Here is a 22,139-nt window from a genome sequence, read left to right as displayed (position 1 = left end):
AAATTGACATTTTACTGGCAACTGTTACCCTATTAATTGATAAAAGAGGTGTTTACATGACAGATGATCGTTATTACCAACCCCAAAACGCAAAGGATGCGTTGCGGTATATTGAAAATTTATTTAACCAGTACGCGCAGGCACCACTCACCACGGAATTAGTCGCGTACCACCAAAAGTTAGTCAAGCAGTTAGAAGATGACATTTTACCAACTGCCCAGGCAGCCAATCAGTCCGTGCAAGTCGAAAACACACGCCAGATGATTCAAACCATGCAGTCATGGCTTAGGATTCGCCTTAGTGGCCAACCATTTGCCGGCAAAATGCACCATTTCCGGTTCGAAGCTGACAATGCCAAGCCTAAATTTAAACGCCACGTAGTCAAAGGCCGCCAAAGTGGTAATCACCGTGGTGTTAGACACTAATCTCATGCGCACGACCACCCTCAAATCACTAAATTGAAATCTGGGGCTTCACAAACTTCATTAAAACGGCTACAATGATTACAGTTGCCTTGTAAGCGATTTCATAAATCCAGCTGTTAACCTAGCTTTCGCAATTATCTCTCCTATACAAGGCAATCACGGGAACTTGCAGGAACCCGTTCCAATTTTTTTACAGTCATACTCAAAAAAGCGACCAGATGGTGGCTTTTTTTGATTGAGTTAGTTCATCATTAATGATACGCTTTGTGAAAGTAGATTAGTCCAACAGATGGAGGAGAAGTTATGAAGAAGAATGTTGCAAAGTTGGTCCTGGCAATGACATTGGGGCTTGGCGGGGTAGTGGCCCTTTCACAACCAGTAACGGCAAGTGCTTCGAGCAAGTTTACCGGGATTCCAACCACCTATCTCAAAAGCGCTAAAGCACAGTATGCCTTTCATTGGCAAAAAGTAACAGTTGGTAAAAAGACCGGTACTTTCCTAATTTTTGGGAACTTTAAGACGTCTGGTGTAAGCTATGCCATTCCAACTAAGTACAAATTAAGCAAGACCCATCGAACACTCACAACTTACTACAAGCTATTGAATAATAAGGGTAAGGTCGGTAAGGCCACTTATCGGATGGACCTTTACAAGTATAGCAACGCGCACTACCGCGTAAAATTGAACAATTATAAAGCTGGCCTACTACCAAGTTACAAAGGTAAGGCGTATACGTTCACGAGCGTTAAAACGTCACCAGCTAAAACGTACGCTAACAAATACACTAAGCCTGGTCTGACTTCTGCTTATATGACCACATTAACTAATTACGTACAAGCACAATACAAAGATGGTAAAACATCGGTTGATCCTTCAACGGCCGATGCAAAAGCTCAAATCAAAACTGAAGTTGATAAACAGGTCAACACAACTTTGACAAGTCTCATCAACTCATTTAACTACCAAAAATAATGTCATTAAGAAAGCCCTGGCGAAAATTCGCCAGGGCTTTCTTGTTGTGTAAAAAGTTACTTCAGCTACGTCAGTAAACAACGCATTAATTGATTAATTCAAAACTAACCACCGATTATTTGACAGCAACTTCAACCGCAGTTGCAATGATACCGCCAAGTAGTGGTCCAAACATTGGTACCCAGGCGTAGCCCCAATTAGCAGAACCCTTATTAGGTACCGGCAAAATCGTGTAGGCAAACCGTGGTGCCCAGTCACGAGCTGGATTAATCGCGAACCCAGTGGTGGTCCCAAGGCCGGCGCCAATCACAAAGATCAGCATCCCAACAATAAATGGCTTTAAGCCGGTTGTAAAATCACCGAGGTTCAAGAGAATGAACACAAAAGCAAAGGTTGCAATGGTTTCTGATAAAAAGTTGAATAATGGTGACTTAATTGCGGGAGCGGTCGCAAAGATACCGACCGAATTGCCTTCGTCTGACTTAGTCTCCTTAAAATGAGCCCCAAATTCAATCATGACCAACGCAGCACCAACAAAAGCACCTAGAAATTGGCCTAGTAGGTATGGGACCACATCATGCCATGGGAACAGACCAAACATGGCGTAAGGAATGGTCACAGCTGGGTTTAAATGCCCTTGTGAGCCTAACAGGCCAGCAACATAAACACCCATGGTTACCGCCATACCCCAAGCGAAGCAGACGAACGTCCAGTCCGAACCCTTGGCGTAAGTTTTTTTCAAGTTAACACCAGCGCCAGAACCAGCACCCAACAGGATCAGGATTGCAGTTCCAAAAAATTCACCGATAAAGCCATGCATAAGTGACACCCACCTTTAATAGAATGATTAGCAACTTATAAACATTCCCATTCTATCAGTTTGTAAGCGCTTCGACAAGGCTGTTTTCACAAACTACACTCAGGTCAATTGACGTAACACGTGCGTTAATTGAATCTCAGTCTCAATATTTCACATTCTTAACTATTTAAGATCAACGCCACCATCGACGTTGATAACCTGACCCGTCACGAACTGATTTGTCATCAAAAATAGATACGCTTCCGCCACTTCAACTGGTGTTGAAACTCGCTTGAGCGGTACCTGCTTGGCAAACGCAGATGTTTGTTGCTTTAGCTCTGACTCAGATAATGAACGCCACAATCCGGTTGGTGTCCAGGTCGGCGAAACGGCGTTAACGCGATAAGCCGGTGCCATTTCAACCGCGAGTCCCTCAACCATCAGATTGATTGCGTGGTTACCAACAATGGCACCCGAAGCCGTTGCCGGTGAACCGCCAGAACCAGACGTAAAAATCAGGGAACCCTCCCGATTAAGGTGTTTAGCCGCAAACTGGGCCAACTGTAGATTTTGGAAAAATTTAGCCTCTACCGTCTCACGAATGGCAGCCACTGAATTTTCCAAAAAGCCACCACCCATTGCACCGCCAAGCATTGACACGATATGGTCAAATTTGCCAGACCGTTCAAAAAAAGCCCTTAATTGAGTGACCTGACTAGCATCGACATTAGCGCAGTGTAACTGACTTGAGTTGGTCTTTAAACGTGCAGCAAGTTGATCCAGTCGCGCCTGATGGCGACCAATCACAGTGACGTTAGCTTTGTTTGCCAGACCTAGTTTGACGATCTGTTCACCAAACCCCGACGTACCGCCAATGACGAGTATTTTCTGATTTTCTAACGTCATTTTAGTTTTCCTCATTTGTGTGTTCAATATAATAGTTTAAAATCCGTTGAAACTGTTCAATCTCAGCCTGACCAAAAATTTGACGAATCTGGTTATCCTGCTGCTTCATATAGTCTTGGATCAAACGTTCCATCTCGCGAGACTTATTCGTGAGCGTGACCTCTTTTTGGCGGCCATCCGATAACGCTTGTTTTCTCACAACTAATCCCTTTTTATCCATGCGTTGCAAAAGTAAAGTCATCGTTGACCGTTTAACGTTAAATTCTTGTTCTAAATCGCGTTGGATAACGACTTCATCATGCCGCCGACTGAGGTAATCAATCACCGACATCTGCATGCTCGTCAGACCGTAGTTCGCGGCGAATTGATCAAAATTATTTATGAGTTGGTTCGCCGCTTTGCGTAACAGCCGACCGGTATCTTGTTCTGTCAATGGGATGTCTCCTTTTACTTCAACACTATCATTATTTGTGCAATAGTTAGCACGGTAACAAATTAAACCTATCATCTGATGACGTAAATTGCAAGGCTGATATCACTTTAAAAATCGATTGACAACAGACTGTTCATGAAAAATGCCACAATCTGTACGTACACCAGATTTCTTAGCACACAAATAACGCTGTGATGACCATATTTTGGCACCACAGCGTTACTGACTGATTGTGGCACGAACTGCCGTGTTCACAATCATTAAATTTTAGTGATTGATGGCCTTTTGCGCTGGTTTTGGAATTGATTGCCACGAAACCCGTTCGTAACTCTTAACCCCCTTCGCCCGTGACCACAATACTTTGACGTAATGGCCCTTCACAAACTTAACGCCTGCCATCGACTTAACGGTGAACTTACGAGCAGCGCCACTCTTATCATAACCAATCATGTCATAGACATAAGCCTTGCCCATCACCTTGCCGTTTGACTGACGCATCGTTTCAGTTCGGGTTAGTTCACCGACTTGTGCGTAATACTGATGACCACCGTATTGCATAACGTACATAATGCTAACCGGAATGGCGATGATGATCACAATGGCCGCTACCCAGGCCCATACTCGTTTCATTTCAGTTGCCTCCATTATTCAATGTATTTTCCTACTATAGCGAATCGAGCACCACTGCGCAACCTAACTAACCATTAACCATCATCAAGCCATCAATGTCTAATAAAGAAATATGGTTACGCCCCTGTTGTTTGATCAAACCTTGGCTGGCAAATTGACCAAGTTTACGACTGATTGTCTCAGGTGAAGTCCCCAGATAAAGCGCCAGGTCCTTTTTCTGAAGGGGCAAATCATACTCGGTTTCACCCAACGCTGAACTCGTTTCGACCAAATAATTGGCTAACCGTTCACCCACACTGGTTGTTAAAGTTGCCGCAGCCTGTGCTTCAAGTTGTGCTACCCGTTTACCAAGCGCATTCAGCATATTAAGTGCGACGGGTTGGGATCGCTGTAAGAGTGCCTGAAAATCGTGACGACTGATCTGACAAACCTGCGCATCCGTTAAGGCTTCTGCTGACGTTTGCCGCTCTCCAGGTTCAAATAAACCTGATTCACCGTCAAAATCGCCGGTCTGTAACAATCGAATCAGCTGTTCACGACCAGAAGCGGTACTTTGAGTCACCTTGACTTGACCGTGGGCAATAATACTCAATGATTCATCCTCATCACCAGCTAAAAATACAAATTCACCTTTTTTAACGTGTCGTTCTTGAACCAAATCAGCAATCGAAGCTACCGTTTGATGATCAAGTTGTTGAAAAATCGGGACTAACTTCACACAGGCAATCGCATCATGATGTTTTAACACAGTTAACAACCCCCTAACCTTAGTTGATACGTTCATTTTAACTTATTCTATCGCAAAATAAAATTTTTGAACTTGACGTAAATCAAGTAATATCTATGGCGAAGTGTTAGTCGACTCCGTATAATAGTTTGAGGACTCACTAGAAGTGACTCAGCTTGATATTTGGGAGGAAACACCATGACTGAACCCATTATTCGTTTAACCAACGTCTTTAAACGCTACGATGATACCGAGATTTTAAAGGGCATCGACATTGAACTTGAACAGGGGAAGTTTTACACGCTACTTGGCCCTTCAGGATGCGGCAAAACTACCATTTTACGAATCATTGCTGGCTTTACCTCAGCAACCTCAGGCGATGTTTATTTTGACGGCCAACGAATCAACGATTTACCGGCAAATCAACGAAAGGTCAACACTGTCTTTCAAGACTACGCACTATTCCCGCACATGAACGTTCACGACAACGTGGCCTTTGGCTTACGCCTTCAAAAAAAATTTAGTAAAGCTGACATCAACCAGCGGGTGCATGAAGCTCTCACCTCGGTCCGTTTAGCGGACTACGCAGACCGTGAAATTAGCGAACTTTCAGGCGGCCAACAACAACGAGTGGCCATTGCCCGCGCCATTGTTTTGAAACCGCGGATGCTGTTATTAGATGAACCACTATCGGCTCTAGATGCCAAATTACGCCGCGACATGCAATACGAGCTCCGTGATCTACAACAACGTTTGGGCATTACCTTCTTATTTGTAACGCATGACCAAGAAGAAGCACTGGCAATGAGTGACGAAATATTTGTCATGAATGCCGGTCACGTTTTACAAAGCGGTACGCCTGTCGATATTTACGATGAACCCATCAATCACTTTGTTGCTGATTTTATTGGCGAAAGTAACATCCTTACCGGCACCATGATCAAAGACCACGAAGTTGAGTTCGTCGGTAAACGGTTTGAATGCGCCGATGCCGGTATGCGGCCCAACGAATCGGTGGAAGTTGTGTTACGCCCTGAAGACCTTGATATCACAACGCCTGAAAACGGTAAGCTAACCGTCACTATTGAAAGTCAACTCTTTCGTGGCGATTATCATGAAATCGTGGCTTACGATTCGGATCATAATGAGTGGTTGATCCACTCTACAAACCCGGCAACGGCTGGCCAGCAAGTCGGTCTCACCTTTGAACCGTACGATATTCATGTCATGCGGCTTCACGAAACGGAAGCCGACTTTGATGCTCGTCTTGAACGATACGACGATGAACAAGCGGAGGTCAAACGCCCATGACCCAACGACACTTTACCAGCTGGACCTACTACGTCCCGTATGGACTTTGGGTCGGTTTATTTGTGATTGCACCAGTCGGCCTGATCATTTATCAATCATTTCTAGACCTTCATCACCACTTTACGCTGGCTAACTATCAGGCCTACTTTGAGTCTGGTACTTACCTGATGATGACGGTCAATTCAATCTGGTGGGCTTTTTTAATCACTTTGTTCACCCTTTTAATCAGTTACCCAGCCGCATACTACATTCATCAACTCAAACACCGTCAGTTGTGGTTGTTATTGACGATTTTACCAACTTGGATCAACCTGCTGCTGAAGGCCTATGCGTTTATCGGTATCTTCAGCCAGGCTGGCGTTGTTAACCAATTTTTAAGTTTGTTTGGCATTGGGCCCCAACAAATTTTATTTACTAACTTCAGCTTTGTCTTCGTGGCCACCTACATCCAGATTCCTTTTATGATTTTACCTATTTATAATGCCTTAGATGATCTCAGTGGCTCCTACATCAACGCCAGTCATGATCTGGGAGCCACCAATTGGCAAACGTTCAGCAAAGTGGTCTGGCCGCTGACGTTACCTGGCGTTAAAGCCGGTGTTCAAGCCGTTTTCATTCCATCGCTCTCTCTATTCATGTTAACTCGGCTAATTGGCGGTAATAAAGTCATTACTTTGGGGACCGCCATTGAAGAACACTTCTTAACAACCATGAATTGGGGGATGGGTTCTACCATTGGTGTGGTTTTAATCGTTGCCATGGTGCTCATTATGATCATTACCGGTGAACGTCGCCAAGATAGGGGGCGCGTCCGATGACACAACGTCGATTTAAATGGTCTTCAATCTATCTCTTGCTAGTCTTTGTTATTTTATACGCCCCGATTCTGTTTTTAATCGTTTATTCCTTCAACAGTGGTACGACCATGGATCACTTTGATGGTTTTACTCTCGCGCATTATGCAACGTTATTTGCCGACACCCGACTCATCGCAATCGTGCTTCAAACGTTACTGATTGCCCTGTTATCTGCCCTCATTGCGACCACCATCGGTACCTTAGGTGCGCTTTGGATTCAGCAAACTAGTCGGCCGTTCTTCAAAAATAGTCTGCTATCATTCAATAACATCTTGATTGTATCCCCGGATGTCATTATCGGTGCTAGTTTTTTGATTTTCTTCACGACACTTAGCATTCCGCTGGGCTTCACTTCCGTTTTAATCAGTCACACTGCATTTTCGATTCCAATCGTCGTGTTAATGGTGCTACCCAGACTAAAGGAACTCAATGGCAGTATGCTTGATGCGGCAGCTGATTTGGGCGCAACCCAATCACAGACGTTGCGTGATGTGATTATTCCTTTCATCACGCCCGGAATTTTCGCCGGCTTTTTCATGGCTTTAACGTACTCGCTGGACGATTTTGCCGTCACTTTCTTTGTGACTGGCAACGGCTTTTCAACGCTGTCAGTTGAAATCTATTCACGGGCACGTCAAGGGATTAGTCTCGAAATCAACGCGCTATCGGGGTTGCTCTTTGTCTTAACCCTGGTTTTGATTGTTGGCTACTATATCGTGTCTCAGTCCAGCCAGCGACGTTTATTGCGAAAAAAGCGAGGTGTTAACCGTTGAAAAAATTGTTAGCAGTGATCATTAGTCTGCTCGCTATTTGTGGCTTATTGGCATTTTCAGCTAACCGGTTAATTGCCAGTGACAGTGGCGGCAGTAATGGCAACAAAGTTTTAAATCTCTATAACTGGGGCGACTATATCGATCCAAACTTGATTCAGAAATTTCAACAACAAACCGGCTATCACGTTAACATCGAAACTTTTGATAGCAATGAGGCAATGTTCACTAAAATCAAACAAGGTGGCACCAGCTACGATCTAACCGTCCCCAGTGACTACATGATTGAAAAGATGCGCGCGGCCCACCTCTTATTGCCGTTAGACAAATCACGTTTAAGTGGCCTGAGCAATAACGATCCTCGCTTGATGAATCTAGCCTTTGATCCACATAATCGCTATTCAATTCCTTACTTTTGGGGGACATTGGGCATCATCTACAACGACCAAATCGTTAAACCTGGTAGCTTGAAACACTGGCAACAACTATGGTCGCCAAAATATCGGAATCAAATTATGTTGGTCGACTCCGCCCGCGATATCTTAGGTTTTGCGTTAGCGTCCAATGGTGATTCAATGAACACCACTAACCTTCACCAGCTAACAGATGCTAAGAATAAACTTAATCAACTCAGCCCTAACGTGAAAGCCATTGTGGCTGATGAGATTAAAATGTATATGGCCGAAAACGAGGCTGGTATTGCCGTTGATTGGTCAGGAGAAGCGAGTGAAATGATGGCCAACAATTCGCATCTACACTACGTGGTCCCTTCTGAGGGCAGTAATTTGTGGTTTGATAACTTGGTCATTCCCAAAACGGCGAAGCACTTTGACGCCATCTACGCGTTTTTAAACTTCATGATGCAGCCTAAAAACGCCGCCCAAAATGCGAAATACGTTGGGTATGCAACACCAAATCAACGTGCCAAAGCGCTTTTACCAAAGCGTATCAGTGGTGACCGCCAGTTTTATCCAGATGCCAAAACCATGTCACACCTTCAGATTTACCAAAATTTATCACCCGAATTAGTTGGTCAATATAACGACCTCTACCTCGAATTTAAGATGCACCATCGTTGAAATTCTGGCCTCATTAGCACTAAAATGGGGACAGAGGTGAAGATAATTGAAAAAATCTGAGAACGAAATTCGTCAAAACGTCATTATCGACATGAATGACTTCCTGCTTGAATACGGGACTAAAAAACTCGGCCATCGAGATGACTTAGCGGAAGTAATTTACCAAGCGGCAAAAGACGACCTGCATGGCCTAGATACCCTGTTCAAGGATCAAGGAGAGGCCCGTCAACACGTCTACGAAGCAGTCGGTGAAGGGTTTATCGCCGATTATTTTTCAGATTTATCTGAATCTGAAATTGCTGCTAAAACAGACGAACTTGCTTTAGATGCCATCAAGTACCTTGGTAAGCATGAACAAGAATTAGACGCCTGGAAAAATAATTAATTAACACTATGAGCCCAAATTCGCTTTGGACTTAGAATCGAAATCAGACACAAAAACACTCGTCAAAGTACTGCATAATGCAGTTTTGACGAGTGTTTTTTGTTAGTCAACAGTTTGGTGCTATGCACCCCATACTTGATTAGCCACGTCTTTAACGAGTGCAATTTTAGCCCATTGTTGTTCTTCGGTTAAGATATTACCCTCTTCAGTGGAAGCAAATCCACATTGGGTGCTTAAGCACAATCGGTCTAATGGCACGTACTTACCAGCCTCATGGATTCGATCGATAATGGTTTGTGGTGCCTCTAATTCGCCGGTCTTGGAAGTCACTAAGCCTAAGACCACCAATTTATCAGTTGAAACCTTCTTTAATGGTTCAAAGCCACCAGCACGTTCGCTGTCATATTCTAAGAAATATGCGGAGACGTTTTCTTGGTTAAACAAAGGATCAGCTACGGTCTCATAACCACCAGCTGAGGCCCAGGTTGAATGGTAATTGCCGCGGCAAATATGCGTGTTCACAGTGAGGTCCGCTGGTAAATCAGCAATGGCCTTGTTATTAACCGTGACATATTGTTGCTTTAAAATAGCTAATTTTTCTTCAGCGGGTGTTTCATCACCAGGGCGTGCACCGTCATGGTGACTTACTAACATACCCCAAGTACAATCATCTAATTGGACGTTGCGACAACCAGCCTTGTAGAGATCTAAAATAACTTGGTGATAGGCGGCCGCGATGCCTTCAATCAATTCATCGTCAGTTGGATATTGGGCTTGCGTTGCACTAAGGTTTTCAGGACGTTGCAACTCAGCTAAAAATTGGGCTGGTGCTGGAATCGTCTGCTTAACCACCACGTCATCGTTCGCATGTGCTAAGGTAAACTTAAAGTGTTCAACAAACGGGTGGTTGGCACCGCTCAATTGCCCAGTCAGACGAGCACTTTCAGCACGAGTTTCTTCATCGTGGAATACGTAACCATTATTAAGAGCCGTTTTTTCAACCCCTTGAAGCCCCCAGAAAAAGTCTAGATGCCACCAGCTACGACGAAATTCGCCATCAGTAACGGCCTTCAAGCCAGCCTTTTCTTCATTTCGAAGTAATTCAATAATCGCTTGGTCTTCTACGGCTTTCAGCTCCACGGCGTTAATCTCATTGGCAGCAAATTGTTCCCGTGCTTGCTTTAAAGATTCTGGCCGTAAGAAACTACCGACGACGTCATACCGGAATGGAGAAGTTGTACGTTGACTAAATTTGACTGCTGTTTTTTCGCTCATTGTAAAAACCCCTTAATTGATTTATTGATCGAATTAATCGCTAACTGCTTTTGCATGATAAAAGCATAAAAAAACTTCGCCCCTAGTCGACTTAACGACATAGGGGCGAAGTTTCGCGTTACCACCCTAGTTCGCACCAGTTTCACAACTGATGCCTCAAGGTACCTGTTGATACCCGGCCAATTATCGGTGGCAACCGGGAATGAAGCGTGAACCTCACTCCTGCTCTGAGCTCATCTTCGTTCAGTCTTTGACTGCTGCTTTCCACCCTGACAGCTCTCTAGTAAGTCATCAACAGAACTACTCTTCTCATCAACGCAATTTATTAACGATTAATTAAATTTAAATTAGATTATATTCGCTGATTATCATACTGTCAACCTAAATTTTCATTTAAGGCAAAAATTCGGGTAATTCGCAGTCCCAAACAAGTTTAACTCCACATCATCACTACGATTGATACATAAACTTACTAAAAAACCGTTTAAGTTCAAAGCTTAGACGGTTTCATAACGCTATTTAACGACGATATCGTAATGGCCGCCATAGGTTCCACGGTCATGCACAACACCGACGCCAAGTGGTGTCTTAATTTTGGTGCCAAATTTTTTATTATTCGCTAAAATCAAATAGCCATTCTTATCCCGACCGTTTAACGTATAAGTTCCGTCAGAAGTGTACGCACCCAAACCGTAAATGTGGGACCCGTTTGGTGAGTAGTAAGTAAAGACCCGTTTATGGTAATGGACGCGTCCCATTCGTTTGAACGCAGACACACTCATGATAGCATCTGCTTTTGGGTTATATTTTTTGGCTTTGGCAGCTGCATTGGTTGTCGAAACACCGTTGACGCCTGCAATGATTGAAACGGCGACACAGAGCCCCGTCACCCAATTTTTAACTGACATGAAATCATTCTCCCTGAAATATCTAATTTATCCGTAAGATTCAGAGATTAGTATAACGGCTAAAGATAACATGGCTATCTCAATCACGTTAACGATAATTCATTTTTTGAAATATTTGACATCTAAATGTCACATTAGGCGTGCATTTTTTTAAACAACGCCGCCCTAACATCGGCCCCAATGATCTCTAAGATTACTTTGATCAACTGGTCTGACATATAGTCAACTGCATCAAGTTGGGCTTCGTGTGCGTTCACCTTCGTAATTTGCGTACCATCGGTTTCCAAGGTTACGTTATAGGCTGCTAGGATTGGCTTAAGTGCAGTTAATTCAGCTGCTATCATCATCATATCTCCCCTTCCATTCAAGATTATACGTCATTGCCACTGTCGTTCAAATTCAACAAGCAGGTTTCGTTCAGTTGACATACAAAAAAGTCTGAAATAACCTAAGGCGGTAATTTCAGACTTTATGAATAACAACGTTGTTGATGATACTACGCCTGATAGGCTGTTTCACCATCTACCAATGTCAATTTCGTTTGACCATACACCGTTTCACCAATGAACGGTGAATTATTGCCCTTGGACAAAAATTGATCCTTTTGAATTGTGGTTGGGGTTGTGAGATCAAAAATAGCTAGGTCTGCTGGTGCGCCAACTTTCAAGGCGCCAATCGTCGTTAACTTGAATACCCGTGCAGGTTGAACTGCCATCCAGTTGATCAACTGAGCGAGACTGAACTGTCCCGTCTTCACGAACCGAGTGTATAGCATAGCAAAGGCCGTCTCACTGCCAGTAATGCCAAACGGTGCTTTTAACATGGATTGTGCCTTTTCTGCATCCGTATGAGGGGCATGATCCGTTGCAATCATATCGATTGTCCCATCCAGCAAGCCCGCAATTACCGCCTGGCGATCCTGTTCACTGCCCAGTGGCGGATTCATTTTCAGCATGGCATTGTCCGTCGTAATCGCCTCATCACTTAATAATAAGTGGTGTGGCGACACCTCAGCGGTCACGTTAACACCAGCCTGTTTAGCGGCACGAATCACTTGAACAGTGGCAGCTGAACTAACGTGACAGACATGATAATGTGCACCGGTAGCAGCCGCAAGTACGACGTCTCGAGCAACTTGCGCCGTCTCGCTAACGCTAGGAATACCTGGTAATCCAAGTCGCTTAGAAACTGCGCCCTCATGCATAACGCCGCCATACTTTAAACTATCATCTTCAGCGTGTGCAACCACGGCCATACCAAGGTCAGCCGCCTGCTGCATGGCTTCATACATTGTGGCACTGGTCTGCACACCATTGCCATCGTTGCTAAAGGCAAAGGCCCCAGCTGTTTTCATTGCCGGCATATCGACGAGCTGATCACCGCCACGGTCAGTCGTAATGGTGGCATATTGCAGGATATGAACGGCCCCATCCTGCTGATTTTTAGCCAGCATGTTAGCCATCCGTTCCGGCGTATCTGGTGTCGGTACGACGTTAGGCATGGCGGCAACTGTTGTAAAGCCACCGTGAGCTGCCGCCTGACTGCCAGTTTTAATGGTTTCTTTGTCCGTTTGACCAGGCTCACGATAGTGCACATGCACATCAATTAAACCCGGACTGACAAATAACCCCTGTGCATTATAAATCTGGTTAACCGCAACTTCCGAACTAGAAATCGTACCGATTGCCGCAATTTTGCCATCTTCAATTAGAAGATCTTGAACTTTCAATTGTCCGTCGACAAGTAATTGGCCATTTTTTATCAGTCGTTTCATGTTAGTCCTCTTCCACGAGCCCTTGGTAACGCAGCATACTGGTCATGATGGCCATGCGGATAAAGACACCGTTAGCCATCTGTTGGAAAATTCGGGAACGATCACATTCCACTAAACTATCCGCAATTTCAACGTCCCGGTTAACTGGTGCTGGGTGCATGATGATGGCGTGTTCTTGCATGCGTGCTTCACGTTCAGGGGTTAAGCCGTACTGTGCGTTGTACTTGTCCGCTGTAAAGTCTTGGTTTTCAGACGCGTCTAACCGTTCGTGTTGAACGCGCAAAAACATCATGACGTCCATTCGTTCAACCAGTTCATCGACTGGTAACCACGTCCCATAAGCTTCGAAGCGTTCATCAAACCACTTCTTAGGGCCACCAAAGTAAACTTGCGCACCCAGCTTATTCAAAACTTCCATGTTCGAGCGAGCAACGCGGGAGTGTGACAGGTCACCGACGATTGCCACTTTTAACCCCTCGAAGAAACCGAATTCTTCGTAAATGGTCATCATATCAAGCAACGATTGTGATGGGTGTTCACCTGAACCGTCACCACCGTTAGCAATGCTCAAATGAATGTGACGGTCATTAACTAACTCATTGTAGTATTCATTATGCTTATCGCGAATTGCGACAACGTCAACACCGATTGCTTGCAGGGTTTTAACGGTATCGCCCATTGATTCACCCTTGTTCACCGAACTGGTTGATGGGTTAAAATCAACAACCTGCAGTCCTAGTTTTCGTTCAGCCATTTCAAAACTGGTGTGGGTTCGAGTACTGTTTTCAAAGAATAAATTGGCTGCATAAACTGGACGAGTTAACTCAATTTGCTTACCAGCTTTGAATTGTTGTGCTTCACGGATAAAGGCCATTACTTCTTCGGCACTTAAATCCTTCATACTGAGTACGTTTGCGTAACTTAACGGCTTGGTGGTTTCCATCATAGTAAGTATCCTCCTAAAAATAAACGCGCCTTGCCGTGTTTGCAAAGCGCGCCTGTTAGGTCAAAAACTTACCTTTGGACGTTTTGCTCTCACGGGAGACAATTAAATCGTCAGTGTACAAAAAACCTCTCTACCGCCTGTGGGTAGAGAGGTTCACTAAAGACTAGAACAAGTCTAGTACTTTCAACGATCCTTCTTAGCCTCACAGGACTAATTGTTAAAGGTTTCATTGGAATCATCATACCTGCATTCATTTAAAAACACAAGTCATTTTTGAATTTAATCATTTTGGCATGCGATTTTTACCCGTCATCCGTTAAATTGTCCTCATTACCGGTCAACTGCAGTAGTTGCTTCTCACATGCATCGATTACTGAATCGGCCGGCAAGGAATGTTATAATGTACCTCAGCAATTAACCAAAGGACGATAACATGACCATAACAAAGCTCGGGATTCGGGAACTCGTCGAATTCACCTTACGCTCTGGTGACTTAAACGCCAGTATGAATAGCACCAATACTGCGATGGAAGGTGCTAGAATTCACCGAATGCTCCAAAAATCACGGGGAGAGCACTACCAAAAAGAATATAGTTTGGAACATCAAGTCACGTTAGCCGGGAAAACCTACCTGGTCCATGGGCGTGCTGATGGTGTTATTCTGGCGGACTCGGACACCCTCATTGAAGAAATCAAAACTTCGGATGCCGCCTTTGAGGATTTATCCGAAAATACGCTCACACTGTACTGGGGTCAGGCCAAGATGTACGGCTACATTTTGATGACCGATGAACACCTTGAACAAGTGACCTTACAGCTTACTTATTATCGTCGACCCACCGAAGAAGTCACGACTCGTAAACTCACACTAAGTTTAGCGGAGGCGACGACTTTTTTTGACGATGTTGTCACTGAATATGAAATTTGGTTGCAATTGCAAGCCGATCTACGTCAAAGTCGTAACACCTCGATTGCCACACTAGCTTTTCCATTTGACCACTATCGAACCGGTCAACGTGAACTCGCCGTTTCAGTCTACAAAACGCTCCGTTTAAAAAAGCAGCTCTTCATTGAGGCACCAACGGGAACGGGAAAAACCATTTCAACTGTCTTTCCCTGTATTAAAGCCATGGGCGAAAACCAGATTCAACGGCTGTTTTATTTGACCGCCAAACAAAGTACCCGTCGTGTTGCAGAACAGGCCCTTTCACTGCTAGGTGAGCAAGGACTCGTGATGCGCAGCATTACACTGACAGCTAAAGACACCATTACCTTTCCTGAAGAGGTTGACCTTGCACCGGAAGACAACCCCTACATGGTGGGGTATTATGACCGACTAAAGCCGGCGTTGAAGGATATCTTAACTTCTGAAACGGCCATTACGCGATCAACTATTGAAACTTACGCTCGAAAACACCAAGTGGACCCCTTTGAATTTTCACTGGACGTCAGTCTTTTTTGCGATGTGATCATCTGCGATTATAACTACTTATTCGATCCACAAGTTTACTTGCAACGTTTTTTTGCCGTTGATCATGACGATGACAACTTCTTTTTGGTTGATGAAGCCCACAACCTTGTGAGCCGTTCTCGTGATATGTATTCAACCAGCCTGACGCTTGGACCACTCACTGATCTGATTGCCGAAACTAAGCATCAAAGTGAAGGCTCAACGACCTTACTACGATCGTTTCGATCGTTACGAAAGGCGTTTTTTAAGTTTGCTGGTCCCTTACTTGAGAGCAAGGACCACGAAAGTGTCTTCAACGCCTCCGCGGATGGCTTCAATAAAGCCGTTAATCAACTGGCCGAACACATCAGCGATTGGCTTGGTGCTGAAAAGCGACCTCAAACCGACTTTACCAAGGCCGTACTTGACTATTATTTCAGTTGTTTAAGCTATCTTAAAATTGCCGATTTTTATGACGATACCTACCGGACCAAAATTACGATTGGTGATGATCCTGACCGCGATATTGTTTTTAAGCAACTCTGTTTAGACCCCAGTGCATTTCTACATGATTGTTTAGAAAAGGGGCGTGGTGCTGTCCTTTTTTCGGCAACTTTTTCACCGCTAGACTACTACCAACGCGTGTTAGGCGGCAATGAAGACAGTTTATGCTACCAGCTGCCCTCGCCTTTTCCACCAAAACACCAAACCATCTTAGTGACAAATTACATCAACACAACGTATCGTCAGCGTGACGCAAATCTGGTCAAAATTATTACCAGTATTAAGACATTAGTGAACGGCAAAACTGGCAACTATCTGATCTTTTTACCTTCATACAGCTTCTTAAGTACTGTCAGTCTGGCGTTTCAAACCGCCTATCCCGACATTGCAACAGTGGTTCAGACCGCAAAAATGACTGAACCGGATCGTAACGAGTTTTTGGCAGCCTTTCAACCCCACCCCAACCACAGTTTGGTTGGTTTTGCAATTCTTGGTGGCTTGTTTTCTGAAGGAATCGATTTGACGGCCGATCGGCTGATTGGTGTTGGCATTGTGAGTGTTGGGTTACCAGGACTAAGCACCGAAAATGACCTATTGCGCGACTATTTTGACGCTCAAAATGAACCCGGATTTGAATACGCCTACCAATTGCCCGGTCTCAACCACGTCTTTCAGGCAGCCGGTCGCTTGATCCGTAGTACAAATGACGTTGGTGTGGTGCTATTGATGGACCAGCGATTTGCCACACCGCGCTATACGCGTTATTTTCCGCCACACTGGCAGTACCACCGTGTCCTTCGTCAAGAAACTGAACTCGCACCAACTATCGAAACATTTTGGCATACTATCTCAACCAACTCACAATCTAAGGAGGCTACCCATGAAGACTAAGCTAACCCTTGAAATGGAAAAAACACTTTATGAAACGTGTTTAGAAGCTGGTAATGTGGTGGTCGAAGAAGTGACCATGCCTGATGATCAAGGCATCGTTGATACCTTGAGTTACCAGCGACTACCAGATGGCAAAACTGACTGGCGTTGTTACGAACTTAAGGTCACGAAGAGTGATTTTCATTCAAAAGCGAAGTTATCCTTCATTGGAAACTATAACTACTTCGTATTGCCACTGGCGCTCTACCATGAATTGGCGGCAGAAATTCCCGCTGAAATTGGCGTTCTCAGTTATCAGGCTTACGATGAAGCGCAGTTAGCCACGGCAACAGAGCCCGTTTTGGCCCCCGGTTACCTAACTGTTGAAAAAAAGCCACGCTATCAAGAGCTCGCGTTAGACGAAACGGCGTTAATGGACCACTTTTTATATTCACTGGCCCGTGAAGTGCGCAAGGCTAAGCGCGTTGAAACGGGTATTAGTCAATACGGCACTGAACGACTCTATAAAGAACTCAAAAAACGGCATCAACATTATGACATCTACAACCCGGCTGATAATTTTTACGCTCGCTTTATCGACGAAACTAGGAGTAGTGCGGTCACTGCACTGCAAGAGGAAGTTGATGCGCTGAATTTTGAAATTGCTAAACTACAACAACAATTAACTAAAGGGGCACCAAAATGATCTACTACCCCTATCTTCGCGGTCGCCAGTTTGACTTAGCCGCCCTATCAACTTTTACTGAAACGGCAACGCCTAACGTGGTGCCAATCATAGAACCAGTTCGTGACGTACCAGCATTACCAAAATTATTGTCCCGTGCGCATCAAAACGGGCAATCGTTAGCCGTCATTAAAAATCCACAGGTTGATCACTATAACTACCAGGCAGCCAAGCGGTACCCAATCGATGACCTGTTTCGCTTTTCCGAAATCAAACCAGCCTACATTTTGACGCCACTTTTGCCATCGGAACAACTTGAAAATAGTCTGGTCATTGTTCAACACTACGCTGATTTAAAACTATTTATCGATCATGATTGGTTACCAAATTCCGCCACAATCCTTGCACCACCTGAAGCAAGAATTCGCCGATTGTTAGCTGGCCGTAACTTTGGCCACTTATTTGATCACTACCAAGTACCTGATCATAGCGCTGATTTTTCCCGATTGACCGATAGCTTCTTTAGCAATGATTGGCAATTTGCTGAGCAGTATGGTGAAACAGGCTTCAGCGATTATCTCACCCAAGGAGCGCCCTACTTCGAGCGTGGCCATGCTAGTCGGACAGTCACGCTGCATTTAATTTATTTATCCAACCAGCAGATTCGCATCCGTCACTTTGTTTCAGACCAACATGAAGACTTTAAGCATCAACGTGAAAAATACTTTGAGGCATTGGCCAAAGCAGTTGCCTGGATCAACACCCTTTCACCTGTGAATCAAACGCCGGCTACCGCACAACTTTTACAATTAGCCGACGAGCATCATTTTCCGGGGATGGGCGTGTTGAAGTCGCTCACGATTCAACACCATTTGACGATTATGAGTCGGTATATGCAGTGCGAAGGAAATGCGTGACTTACCGGTAGTTGATTAATCTGACACTCAACTTTTAGAAATGTTAAGTCCTTGTTAACTCACAGCCTCCGGCCAGTGGCCGATTGAAACCTGAAGTGGGGACCGGGTCGAGCCGAAAAGCGGTCTCGACCCTCGCATTTGAGCCTCACCAAGAATCGTTGTGAGTCTCAAACGTCGTCCCGTGATCCCAGGAAAACCACCTGGTATCACCGCCACCACAGGTTTCAATCGACCACTAGCACTACGGCTTCATTTTGGCTAAAATTGGAATTATACTTGATTTCATGCTCAAGTGAGCAACTAACTTTTTCATCAACACACTAAAAAATAACAGTTGTAATGATGGGTCGGCTAACTGATCCCATTACAGCTGTTTTTGTCATTCAATTTTTTTACTTATAGTAGTTTTCTGCGTATCAAGTGAGTATCCTGAATCATTAGCTTTATTTAATATTAAATAACTGTGACATGTTACAACACACTTAGTCGGAAGTTACCAGAAATCGGGGGCTTGCGGTGAAATGCCTGGTGGGACTTTGCCACCAGGCAGGGACGAATTGAAGACCCGCACGGCCTTTGGCGGGTCTTCAATTCGAGGTTCGAGACCGCTCTTCGGCTCGAACCGACCCCACGGCAAGCCCCCGATTTCTGGTAACTGGAGACGGCAGCCTCAGTAATTTAATTCTCATACGTCATTAAAGAGCGTCCCTAAATTCAAACTGAGTTTAGGAACGCTCTTATTATTTCTTTAGGTCACCGCTAAGTGATTCCTGACACTGTTTAGTGAAGGCTGGAACTACATACCAGCCATAAGCTTGAAGTAACCGGCCACCAAGGTTAAACCAATCAACCAAAGGTCCAACCGTTGCAGATAGCTTGCGCGTACTGTCGAAGCGTACACAATAAAGTGACCATTGAGTAGCATCAAGCTAGTAAAAATCATAAGGGCAAAGAGGAAGTTCGATGAGCCCAAAATCAAGGTTAAGAAGGTCGCACCATTCAACAGTAATATTAGGAACTGCCCCTTGGTCATTTGTCGTCCCATCGCCACCAACTGAAGGTTAATTCGATTCATCATGCTAACTCACTCCTTACATTATTTGTTTGATTTCAATTTCATTGTAACGCTTTCAATTGCCTTTTATAGGGGTTTTTCGCCCTTTTTAGCAACTTCTCATGATGCAAAAAAGCACCCTCGCTTAACCTTGATGTGCCGGGCGGTTAAAAATGAGAGTGCTTAGATAAATCTTATTTATTGTTATAGAATTCGTTATTGATTACTAAATACGGGGTGCAACACAAACACCTTCTGGAACGTGAACGTCCTTTTGAACGAGACTTAGCTTACCCGTCTCAGCATTACGACTATAAAGCGTTGCGTTATCAGTGTTTTGGTTAACTAAAATAACGAAACTTTCGTCAGCATTGAAATTAAAGTCACGTGGGAAATCCCCTTCTGAGGAAATTTGATCAATTAAGGATAACTGCCCATCTTCACCAACTGCAAACGTTGCTAAAGAATTGTAACCTCGATTGGACACGTAAAGGAACCGTTGGTCGTTGCTTAAGCGAATTGCGGCTGCACCATTATGTTGCGTCCAGTCCTTTGGAATCGTTTTAAGGGCTTGCGTCAAAGTCAACTTGCCTTCAGCTTCATCATAGGCCAAAACGGCAACACCACTACCTAATTCACCGACTAGGTATGCAACGTGCTTAGCAGTATTAAATACGATATGACGTGGGCCAAAGCCTCGTGCACAGTTAAACCGTGAATGTTCAGTCAGCTTACCGTCATCACTAATATCATAAAGATAAACGGTGTCGTTACCCAAATCACAGACGACCAACCGGCCATCTGGCGTTACGTCAGCAAAGTGCGGGTGAGGCCCATCTTGCTGTTCCGGTAATGGACCCGCCCCAGTATGCTGCACAGTACTTGCCGTTGTTAAAGTACCATCTGCTTCAATCTTATAGACTGTAACAATGCCAGTATGATAATTAGCTGTATAGACAAACTGACGGTCTTCATCAACCGTGACGTAAGCTGGTGATGAGCCCGGTGTTAAGGTCGTCCCCAGTTCGCCAAGCGTTTCGGTACTGCCATCAAACATCTTTAGGCCGCCAACTTTTTTGCCGTCTTCAGATTCTGCATCGACTGCATACACCTTTTGGGCTTTTGATTCAGCAACGTAAGTTGGGTTGCCTGCTGAGCCAATCAAGCTTAGATCAAATAATTTTTTAGCCGTCGTATCTAGTTTTAGCTGATAGATACCTTCACTGCTCTTATGCGTATAGGTCCCGATTAAAAATGTCTCAATCATGTTCAATCCTCCACTATGCTTTTTGTGTACCCATTAATTATAGCACGCACAAATCAGATTCCAGACGCTAGATTACTTGTGACATGAACTTATTTTGTGTTACACTGCTTGTCATCACTTATTTTTTAGAAGAAGGCACTACTATGGCAAAATTTGAGCTTTACCACCCAATTCAAACGCCACACTATCAGCTTGACTGGCTCACACAGTTTAAAGTCAAAGACATTAATACCCTGCGACAACAAACGCAACCTGCTGAAACTATCATTCAGACTGCCAACTTTGTTAACCGGGTTATGAGCACCATCATGCACGATCAAGCTTTGACCTGGGGTGTGAGTTTTAAACAGTCTGGCGAATTTGCCGGCATCGTCTCACTTAATCCAATCGAAGAAGGTTGGACCAATGCCGAGTTAAACGTTTCACCAGTAAAGACAGATGCAACTGATCTAATCGCTGAAATTGAGGCCTACATGACCCAGTTTGCCCAGAATCAATTGGGTACTCAGCACCTCAAACTCAACATTCATAATTAATGTGGTATATCATTTTGTTTTTAATGGAATCTTTCTAATAAAAGTGCTTTAATAGAGTTAGTTAATAACAACTCTAATCTGAAAGGAGGGGTTCGGTCATGTCACAACCCGAATCTGCGCTTGATGCGGCACTTGAAAAGTTACGCGAACAACACGTACGAATCACCCCGCAACGTAAATTAATTCTAGATTACTTGATGACGCACGAGAATCATCCACCGGTTGAAACCATTTACCAGGAACTTGCACCACAAATGGCTTCACTGAGTTTAGCAACCGTTTATAACACACTCAACCTTTTTGTGGAATTAGGCATCGTTATTGAGATTCCTAACGAAAACGGTGGCGTTCGCTATGACTTTTTTGGTCGGCCTCACTATCACGCCATCTGTGAAAACTGTGGAAAAGTCACGGACATCTATGATCCGAACCTCCCACAGATTGATGAAATGTTGCAGAACACGGCTAAGACCCAGTCCGGTTACACCTTCAATAGTAGTCATATTGAGCTGTACGGACTTTGTCCAGAATGCCAAGCGAAGGGCATTACTTTAGCTTCGTAATCCGCGTGCTTTTTGTATCAACAAAAAAACATTGAAACGTCAGCTCGACGATTTCGATGTTTTTTTTTGAAAGCACAAGTATTTACGTCTAAATGT

24 protein-coding genes are annotated in these 22,139 nt (G+C 44.3%); 12 read left to right on the top strand and 12 right to left on the bottom strand.

Annotated features, from left to right (window positions below; translation table 11 throughout):
- The first annotated feature begins 56 nt into the window (after window positions 1–56).
- Both FD04_RS10620 and FD04_RS10615 read left to right on the top strand, forming a co-directional pair.
- Window positions 57–425, top strand: a complete 369-nt coding sequence (locus FD04_RS10620; protein WP_056948766.1) for a hypothetical protein — start codon at window positions 57–59, stop codon at window positions 423–425.
- Between the two features lie 303 nt (window positions 426–728).
- Window positions 729–1,397: a hypothetical protein gene (locus FD04_RS10615; RefSeq protein ID WP_054700631.1), complete on the top strand. Its 669-nt coding sequence runs from the start codon at window positions 729–731 to the stop codon at window positions 1,395–1,397.
- Between the two features lie 115 nt (window positions 1,398–1,512).
- On the opposite strand, the gene FD04_RS10610 is transcribed toward FD04_RS10615, so the two are convergent.
- The 5 genes from FD04_RS10610 to FD04_RS10590 form a co-directional block, all read right to left on the bottom strand.
- A complete protein-coding gene (locus tag FD04_RS10610; protein WP_056948764.1) occupies window positions 1,513–2,217 on the bottom strand; it encodes an MIP/aquaporin family protein in 705 nt (234 codons plus the stop codon).
- Between the two features lie 162 nt (window positions 2,218–2,379).
- Complete coding sequence (locus tag FD04_RS10605; RefSeq protein WP_056948762.1) at window positions 2,380–3,102, bottom strand: SDR family oxidoreductase; 723 nt, start codon at window positions 3,100–3,102, stop codon at window positions 2,380–2,382.
- A 1-nt stretch (window position 3,103) separates the two neighbouring features.
- Entirely contained in the window at window positions 3,104–3,535 is a 432-nt protein-coding gene (locus tag FD04_RS10600; RefSeq protein ID WP_054700628.1) for a MarR family winged helix-turn-helix transcriptional regulator, read from the bottom strand.
- Window positions 3,536–3,802: 267 nt separating this feature from the next.
- Entirely contained in the window at window positions 3,803–4,165 is a 363-nt protein-coding gene (locus tag FD04_RS10595; RefSeq protein WP_054700625.1) for a YxeA family protein, read from the bottom strand.
- Window positions 4,166–4,232: 67 nt separating this feature from the next.
- Window positions 4,233–4,913 carry a Crp/Fnr family transcriptional regulator gene (locus FD04_RS10590; RefSeq protein WP_235805693.1) on the bottom strand — a complete coding sequence of 227 codons (681 nt, stop codon included), beginning with the start codon at window positions 4,911–4,913 and terminating at the stop codon, window positions 4,233–4,235.
- Between the two features lie 177 nt (window positions 4,914–5,090).
- On the opposite strand from FD04_RS10590, the gene FD04_RS10585 reads away from it, so the two are divergent.
- Genes FD04_RS10585 through FD04_RS10565 form a run of 5 tightly spaced genes read left to right on the top strand, consistent with a single transcriptional unit; the run spans window position 5,091 to window position 9,294 of the window.
- Window positions 5,091–6,203 (top strand): ABC transporter ATP-binding protein, encoded by a 1,113-nt coding sequence (locus tag FD04_RS10585; protein ID WP_056948757.1) that lies wholly within the window; start codon window positions 5,091–5,093, stop codon window positions 6,201–6,203.
- On the top strand, window positions 6,200–7,021 hold the full coding sequence (locus FD04_RS10580; protein ID WP_056948754.1) for an ABC transporter permease: 822 nt from the start codon (window positions 6,200–6,202) through the stop codon (window positions 7,019–7,021). Before FD04_RS10585 ends, FD04_RS10580 begins: the two co-directional genes overlap by 4 nt.
- Entirely contained in the window at window positions 7,018–7,833 is an 816-nt protein-coding gene (locus FD04_RS10575; protein WP_056948752.1) for an ABC transporter permease, read from the top strand. The genes FD04_RS10580 and FD04_RS10575 overlap by 4 nt, the downstream gene beginning before the upstream one ends.
- Entirely contained in the window at window positions 7,830–8,909 is a 1,080-nt protein-coding gene (locus tag FD04_RS10570) for an ABC transporter substrate-binding protein (protein WP_056948750.1), read from the top strand. The genes FD04_RS10575 and FD04_RS10570 overlap by 4 nt, the downstream gene beginning before the upstream one ends.
- Window positions 8,910–8,955: 46 nt before the next feature.
- A complete protein-coding gene (locus tag FD04_RS10565; protein ID WP_056948748.1) occupies window positions 8,956–9,294 on the top strand; it encodes a hypothetical protein in 339 nt (112 codons plus the stop codon).
- A 120-nt stretch (window positions 9,295–9,414) separates the two neighbouring features.
- Here FD04_RS10565 and FD04_RS10560 read toward each other — a convergent pair whose 3' ends face one another.
- The 5 genes from FD04_RS10560 to FD04_RS10540 form a co-directional block, all read right to left on the bottom strand.
- Entirely contained in the window at window positions 9,415–10,569 is a 1,155-nt protein-coding gene (locus tag FD04_RS10560; protein ID WP_056948746.1) for a 5-methyltetrahydropteroyltriglutamate--homocysteine S-methyltransferase, read from the bottom strand.
- A gap of 515 nt (window positions 10,570–11,084) precedes the next feature.
- Complete coding sequence (locus FD04_RS10555) at window positions 11,085–11,477, bottom strand: hypothetical protein (RefSeq protein ID WP_056948744.1); 393 nt, start codon at window positions 11,475–11,477, stop codon at window positions 11,085–11,087.
- Window positions 11,478–11,611: 134 nt separating this feature from the next.
- Window positions 11,612–11,827: a hypothetical protein gene (locus tag FD04_RS10550; RefSeq protein ID WP_156660457.1), complete on the bottom strand. Its 216-nt coding sequence runs from the start codon at window positions 11,825–11,827 to the stop codon at window positions 11,612–11,614.
- Window positions 11,828–11,973: 146 nt separating this feature from the next.
- Window positions 11,974–13,251 (bottom strand): dihydroorotase, encoded by a 1,278-nt coding sequence (locus FD04_RS10545; protein WP_054700607.1) that lies wholly within the window; start codon window positions 13,249–13,251, stop codon window positions 11,974–11,976.
- Window position 13,252: 1 nt separating this feature from the next.
- On the bottom strand, window positions 13,253–14,197 hold the full coding sequence (locus FD04_RS10540) for an aspartate carbamoyltransferase catalytic subunit (RefSeq protein WP_054700604.1): 945 nt from the start codon (window positions 14,195–14,197) through the stop codon (window positions 13,253–13,255).
- Window positions 14,198–14,630: 433 nt separating this feature from the next.
- On the opposite strand from FD04_RS10540, the gene FD04_RS10535 reads away from it, so the two are divergent.
- Genes FD04_RS10535 through FD04_RS10525 form a run of 3 tightly spaced genes read left to right on the top strand, consistent with a single transcriptional unit; the run spans window position 14,631 to window position 18,623 of the window.
- The gene (locus tag FD04_RS10535; protein ID WP_056948740.1) at window positions 14,631–17,042 is read left to right on the top strand and encodes an ATP-dependent DNA helicase; all 2,412 of its coding nucleotides are present in this window, start codon (window positions 14,631–14,633) and stop codon (window positions 17,040–17,042) included.
- Entirely contained in the window at window positions 17,032–17,727 is a 696-nt protein-coding gene (locus FD04_RS10530; RefSeq protein WP_056948737.1) for a hypothetical protein, read from the top strand. The genes FD04_RS10535 and FD04_RS10530 overlap by 11 nt, the downstream gene beginning before the upstream one ends.
- The gene (locus FD04_RS10525) at window positions 17,724–18,623 is read left to right on the top strand and encodes a sce7725 family protein (protein ID WP_054700601.1); all 900 of its coding nucleotides are present in this window, start codon (window positions 17,724–17,726) and stop codon (window positions 18,621–18,623) included. The genes FD04_RS10530 and FD04_RS10525 overlap by 4 nt, the downstream gene beginning before the upstream one ends.
- A 796-nt stretch (window positions 18,624–19,419) precedes the next feature.
- On the opposite strand, the gene FD04_RS10520 is transcribed toward FD04_RS10525, so the two are convergent.
- Together FD04_RS10520 and FD04_RS10515 are read right to left on the bottom strand one after the other, a co-directional pair.
- Window positions 19,420–19,701: a hypothetical protein gene (locus tag FD04_RS10520; RefSeq protein WP_054700596.1), complete on the bottom strand. Its 282-nt coding sequence runs from the start codon at window positions 19,699–19,701 to the stop codon at window positions 19,420–19,422.
- Between the two features lie 202 nt (window positions 19,702–19,903).
- Window positions 19,904–20,944 (bottom strand): lactonase family protein, encoded by a 1,041-nt coding sequence (locus tag FD04_RS10515; RefSeq protein WP_056948735.1) that lies wholly within the window; start codon window positions 20,942–20,944, stop codon window positions 19,904–19,906.
- 143 nt (window positions 20,945–21,087) lie between these two features.
- Here FD04_RS10515 and FD04_RS10510 point away from each other — a divergent pair, with 143 nt between their 5' ends.
- Together FD04_RS10510 and FD04_RS10505 are read left to right on the top strand one after the other, a co-directional pair.
- On the top strand, window positions 21,088–21,480 hold the full coding sequence (locus tag FD04_RS10510) for a GNAT family N-acetyltransferase (RefSeq protein ID WP_054700591.1): 393 nt from the start codon (window positions 21,088–21,090) through the stop codon (window positions 21,478–21,480).
- 98 nt (window positions 21,481–21,578) lie between these two features.
- Complete coding sequence (locus FD04_RS10505; RefSeq protein ID WP_056948733.1) at window positions 21,579–22,043, top strand: Fur family transcriptional regulator; 465 nt, start codon at window positions 21,579–21,581, stop codon at window positions 22,041–22,043.
- The last annotated feature ends 96 nt before the right edge of the window (window positions 22,044–22,139 follow it).

Source organism: Secundilactobacillus odoratitofui DSM 19909 = JCM 15043, from assembly GCF_001434895.1.
Lineage (GTDB): Bacteria > Bacillota > Bacilli > Lactobacillales > Lactobacillaceae > Secundilactobacillus > Secundilactobacillus odoratitofui.
This window is presented reverse-complemented; position numbering and strand designations above follow the sequence as displayed.

Excerpts from the sequence above, each read along its gene's own strand:
- FD04_RS10555 (WP_056948744.1), bottom strand. The coding sequence starts at position 11,477 with ATGTCAGTTAAAAATTGGGTGACGGGGCTCTGTGTCGCCGTTTCAATC.
- FD04_RS10535 (WP_056948740.1), top strand. The coding sequence starts at position 14,631 with ATGACCATAACAAAGCTCGGGATTCGGGAACTCGTCGAATTCACCTTA.
- FD04_RS10580 (WP_056948754.1), top strand. The coding sequence starts at position 6,200 with ATGACCCAACGACACTTTACCAGCTGGACCTACTACGTCCCGTATGGA.
- FD04_RS10605 (WP_056948762.1), bottom strand. The coding sequence starts at position 3,102 with ATGACGTTAGAAAATCAGAAAATACTCGTCATTGGCGGTACGTCGGGG.
- FD04_RS10520 (WP_054700596.1), bottom strand. The coding sequence starts at position 19,701 with ATGATGAATCGAATTAACCTTCAGTTGGTGGCGATGGGACGACAAATG.
- FD04_RS10540 (WP_054700604.1), bottom strand. The coding sequence starts at position 14,197 with ATGATGGAAACCACCAAGCCGTTAAGTTACGCAAACGTACTCAGTATG.
- FD04_RS10515 (WP_056948735.1), bottom strand. The coding sequence starts at position 20,944 with ATGATTGAGACATTTTTAATCGGGACCTATACGCATAAGAGCAGTGAA.
- FD04_RS10550 (WP_156660457.1), bottom strand. The coding sequence starts at position 11,827 with ATGATGATGATAGCAGCTGAATTAACTGCACTTAAGCCAATCCTAGCA.
- FD04_RS10615 (WP_054700631.1), top strand. The coding sequence starts at position 729 with ATGAAGAAGAATGTTGCAAAGTTGGTCCTGGCAATGACATTGGGGCTT.
- FD04_RS10545 (WP_054700607.1), bottom strand. The coding sequence starts at position 13,251 with ATGAAACGACTGATAAAAAATGGCCAATTACTTGTCGACGGACAATTG.
- FD04_RS10610 (WP_056948764.1), bottom strand. The coding sequence starts at position 2,217 with ATGCATGGCTTTATCGGTGAATTTTTTGGAACTGCAATCCTGATCCTG.
- FD04_RS10595 (WP_054700625.1), bottom strand. The coding sequence starts at position 4,165 with ATGAAACGAGTATGGGCCTGGGTAGCGGCCATTGTGATCATCATCGCC.
- FD04_RS10510 (WP_054700591.1), top strand. The coding sequence starts at position 21,088 with ATGGCAAAATTTGAGCTTTACCACCCAATTCAAACGCCACACTATCAG.
- FD04_RS10505 (WP_056948733.1), top strand. The coding sequence starts at position 21,579 with ATGTCACAACCCGAATCTGCGCTTGATGCGGCACTTGAAAAGTTACGC.
- FD04_RS10585 (WP_056948757.1), top strand. The coding sequence starts at position 5,091 with ATGACTGAACCCATTATTCGTTTAACCAACGTCTTTAAACGCTACGAT.
- FD04_RS10560 (WP_056948746.1), bottom strand. The coding sequence starts at position 10,569 with ATGAGCGAAAAAACAGCAGTCAAATTTAGTCAACGTACAACTTCTCCA.
- FD04_RS10575 (WP_056948752.1), top strand. The coding sequence starts at position 7,018 with ATGACACAACGTCGATTTAAATGGTCTTCAATCTATCTCTTGCTAGTC.
- FD04_RS10620 (WP_056948766.1), top strand. The coding sequence starts at position 57 with ATGACAGATGATCGTTATTACCAACCCCAAAACGCAAAGGATGCGTTG.
- FD04_RS10525 (WP_054700601.1), top strand. The coding sequence starts at position 17,724 with ATGATCTACTACCCCTATCTTCGCGGTCGCCAGTTTGACTTAGCCGCC.
- FD04_RS10530 (WP_056948737.1), top strand. The coding sequence starts at position 17,032 with ATGAAGACTAAGCTAACCCTTGAAATGGAAAAAACACTTTATGAAACG.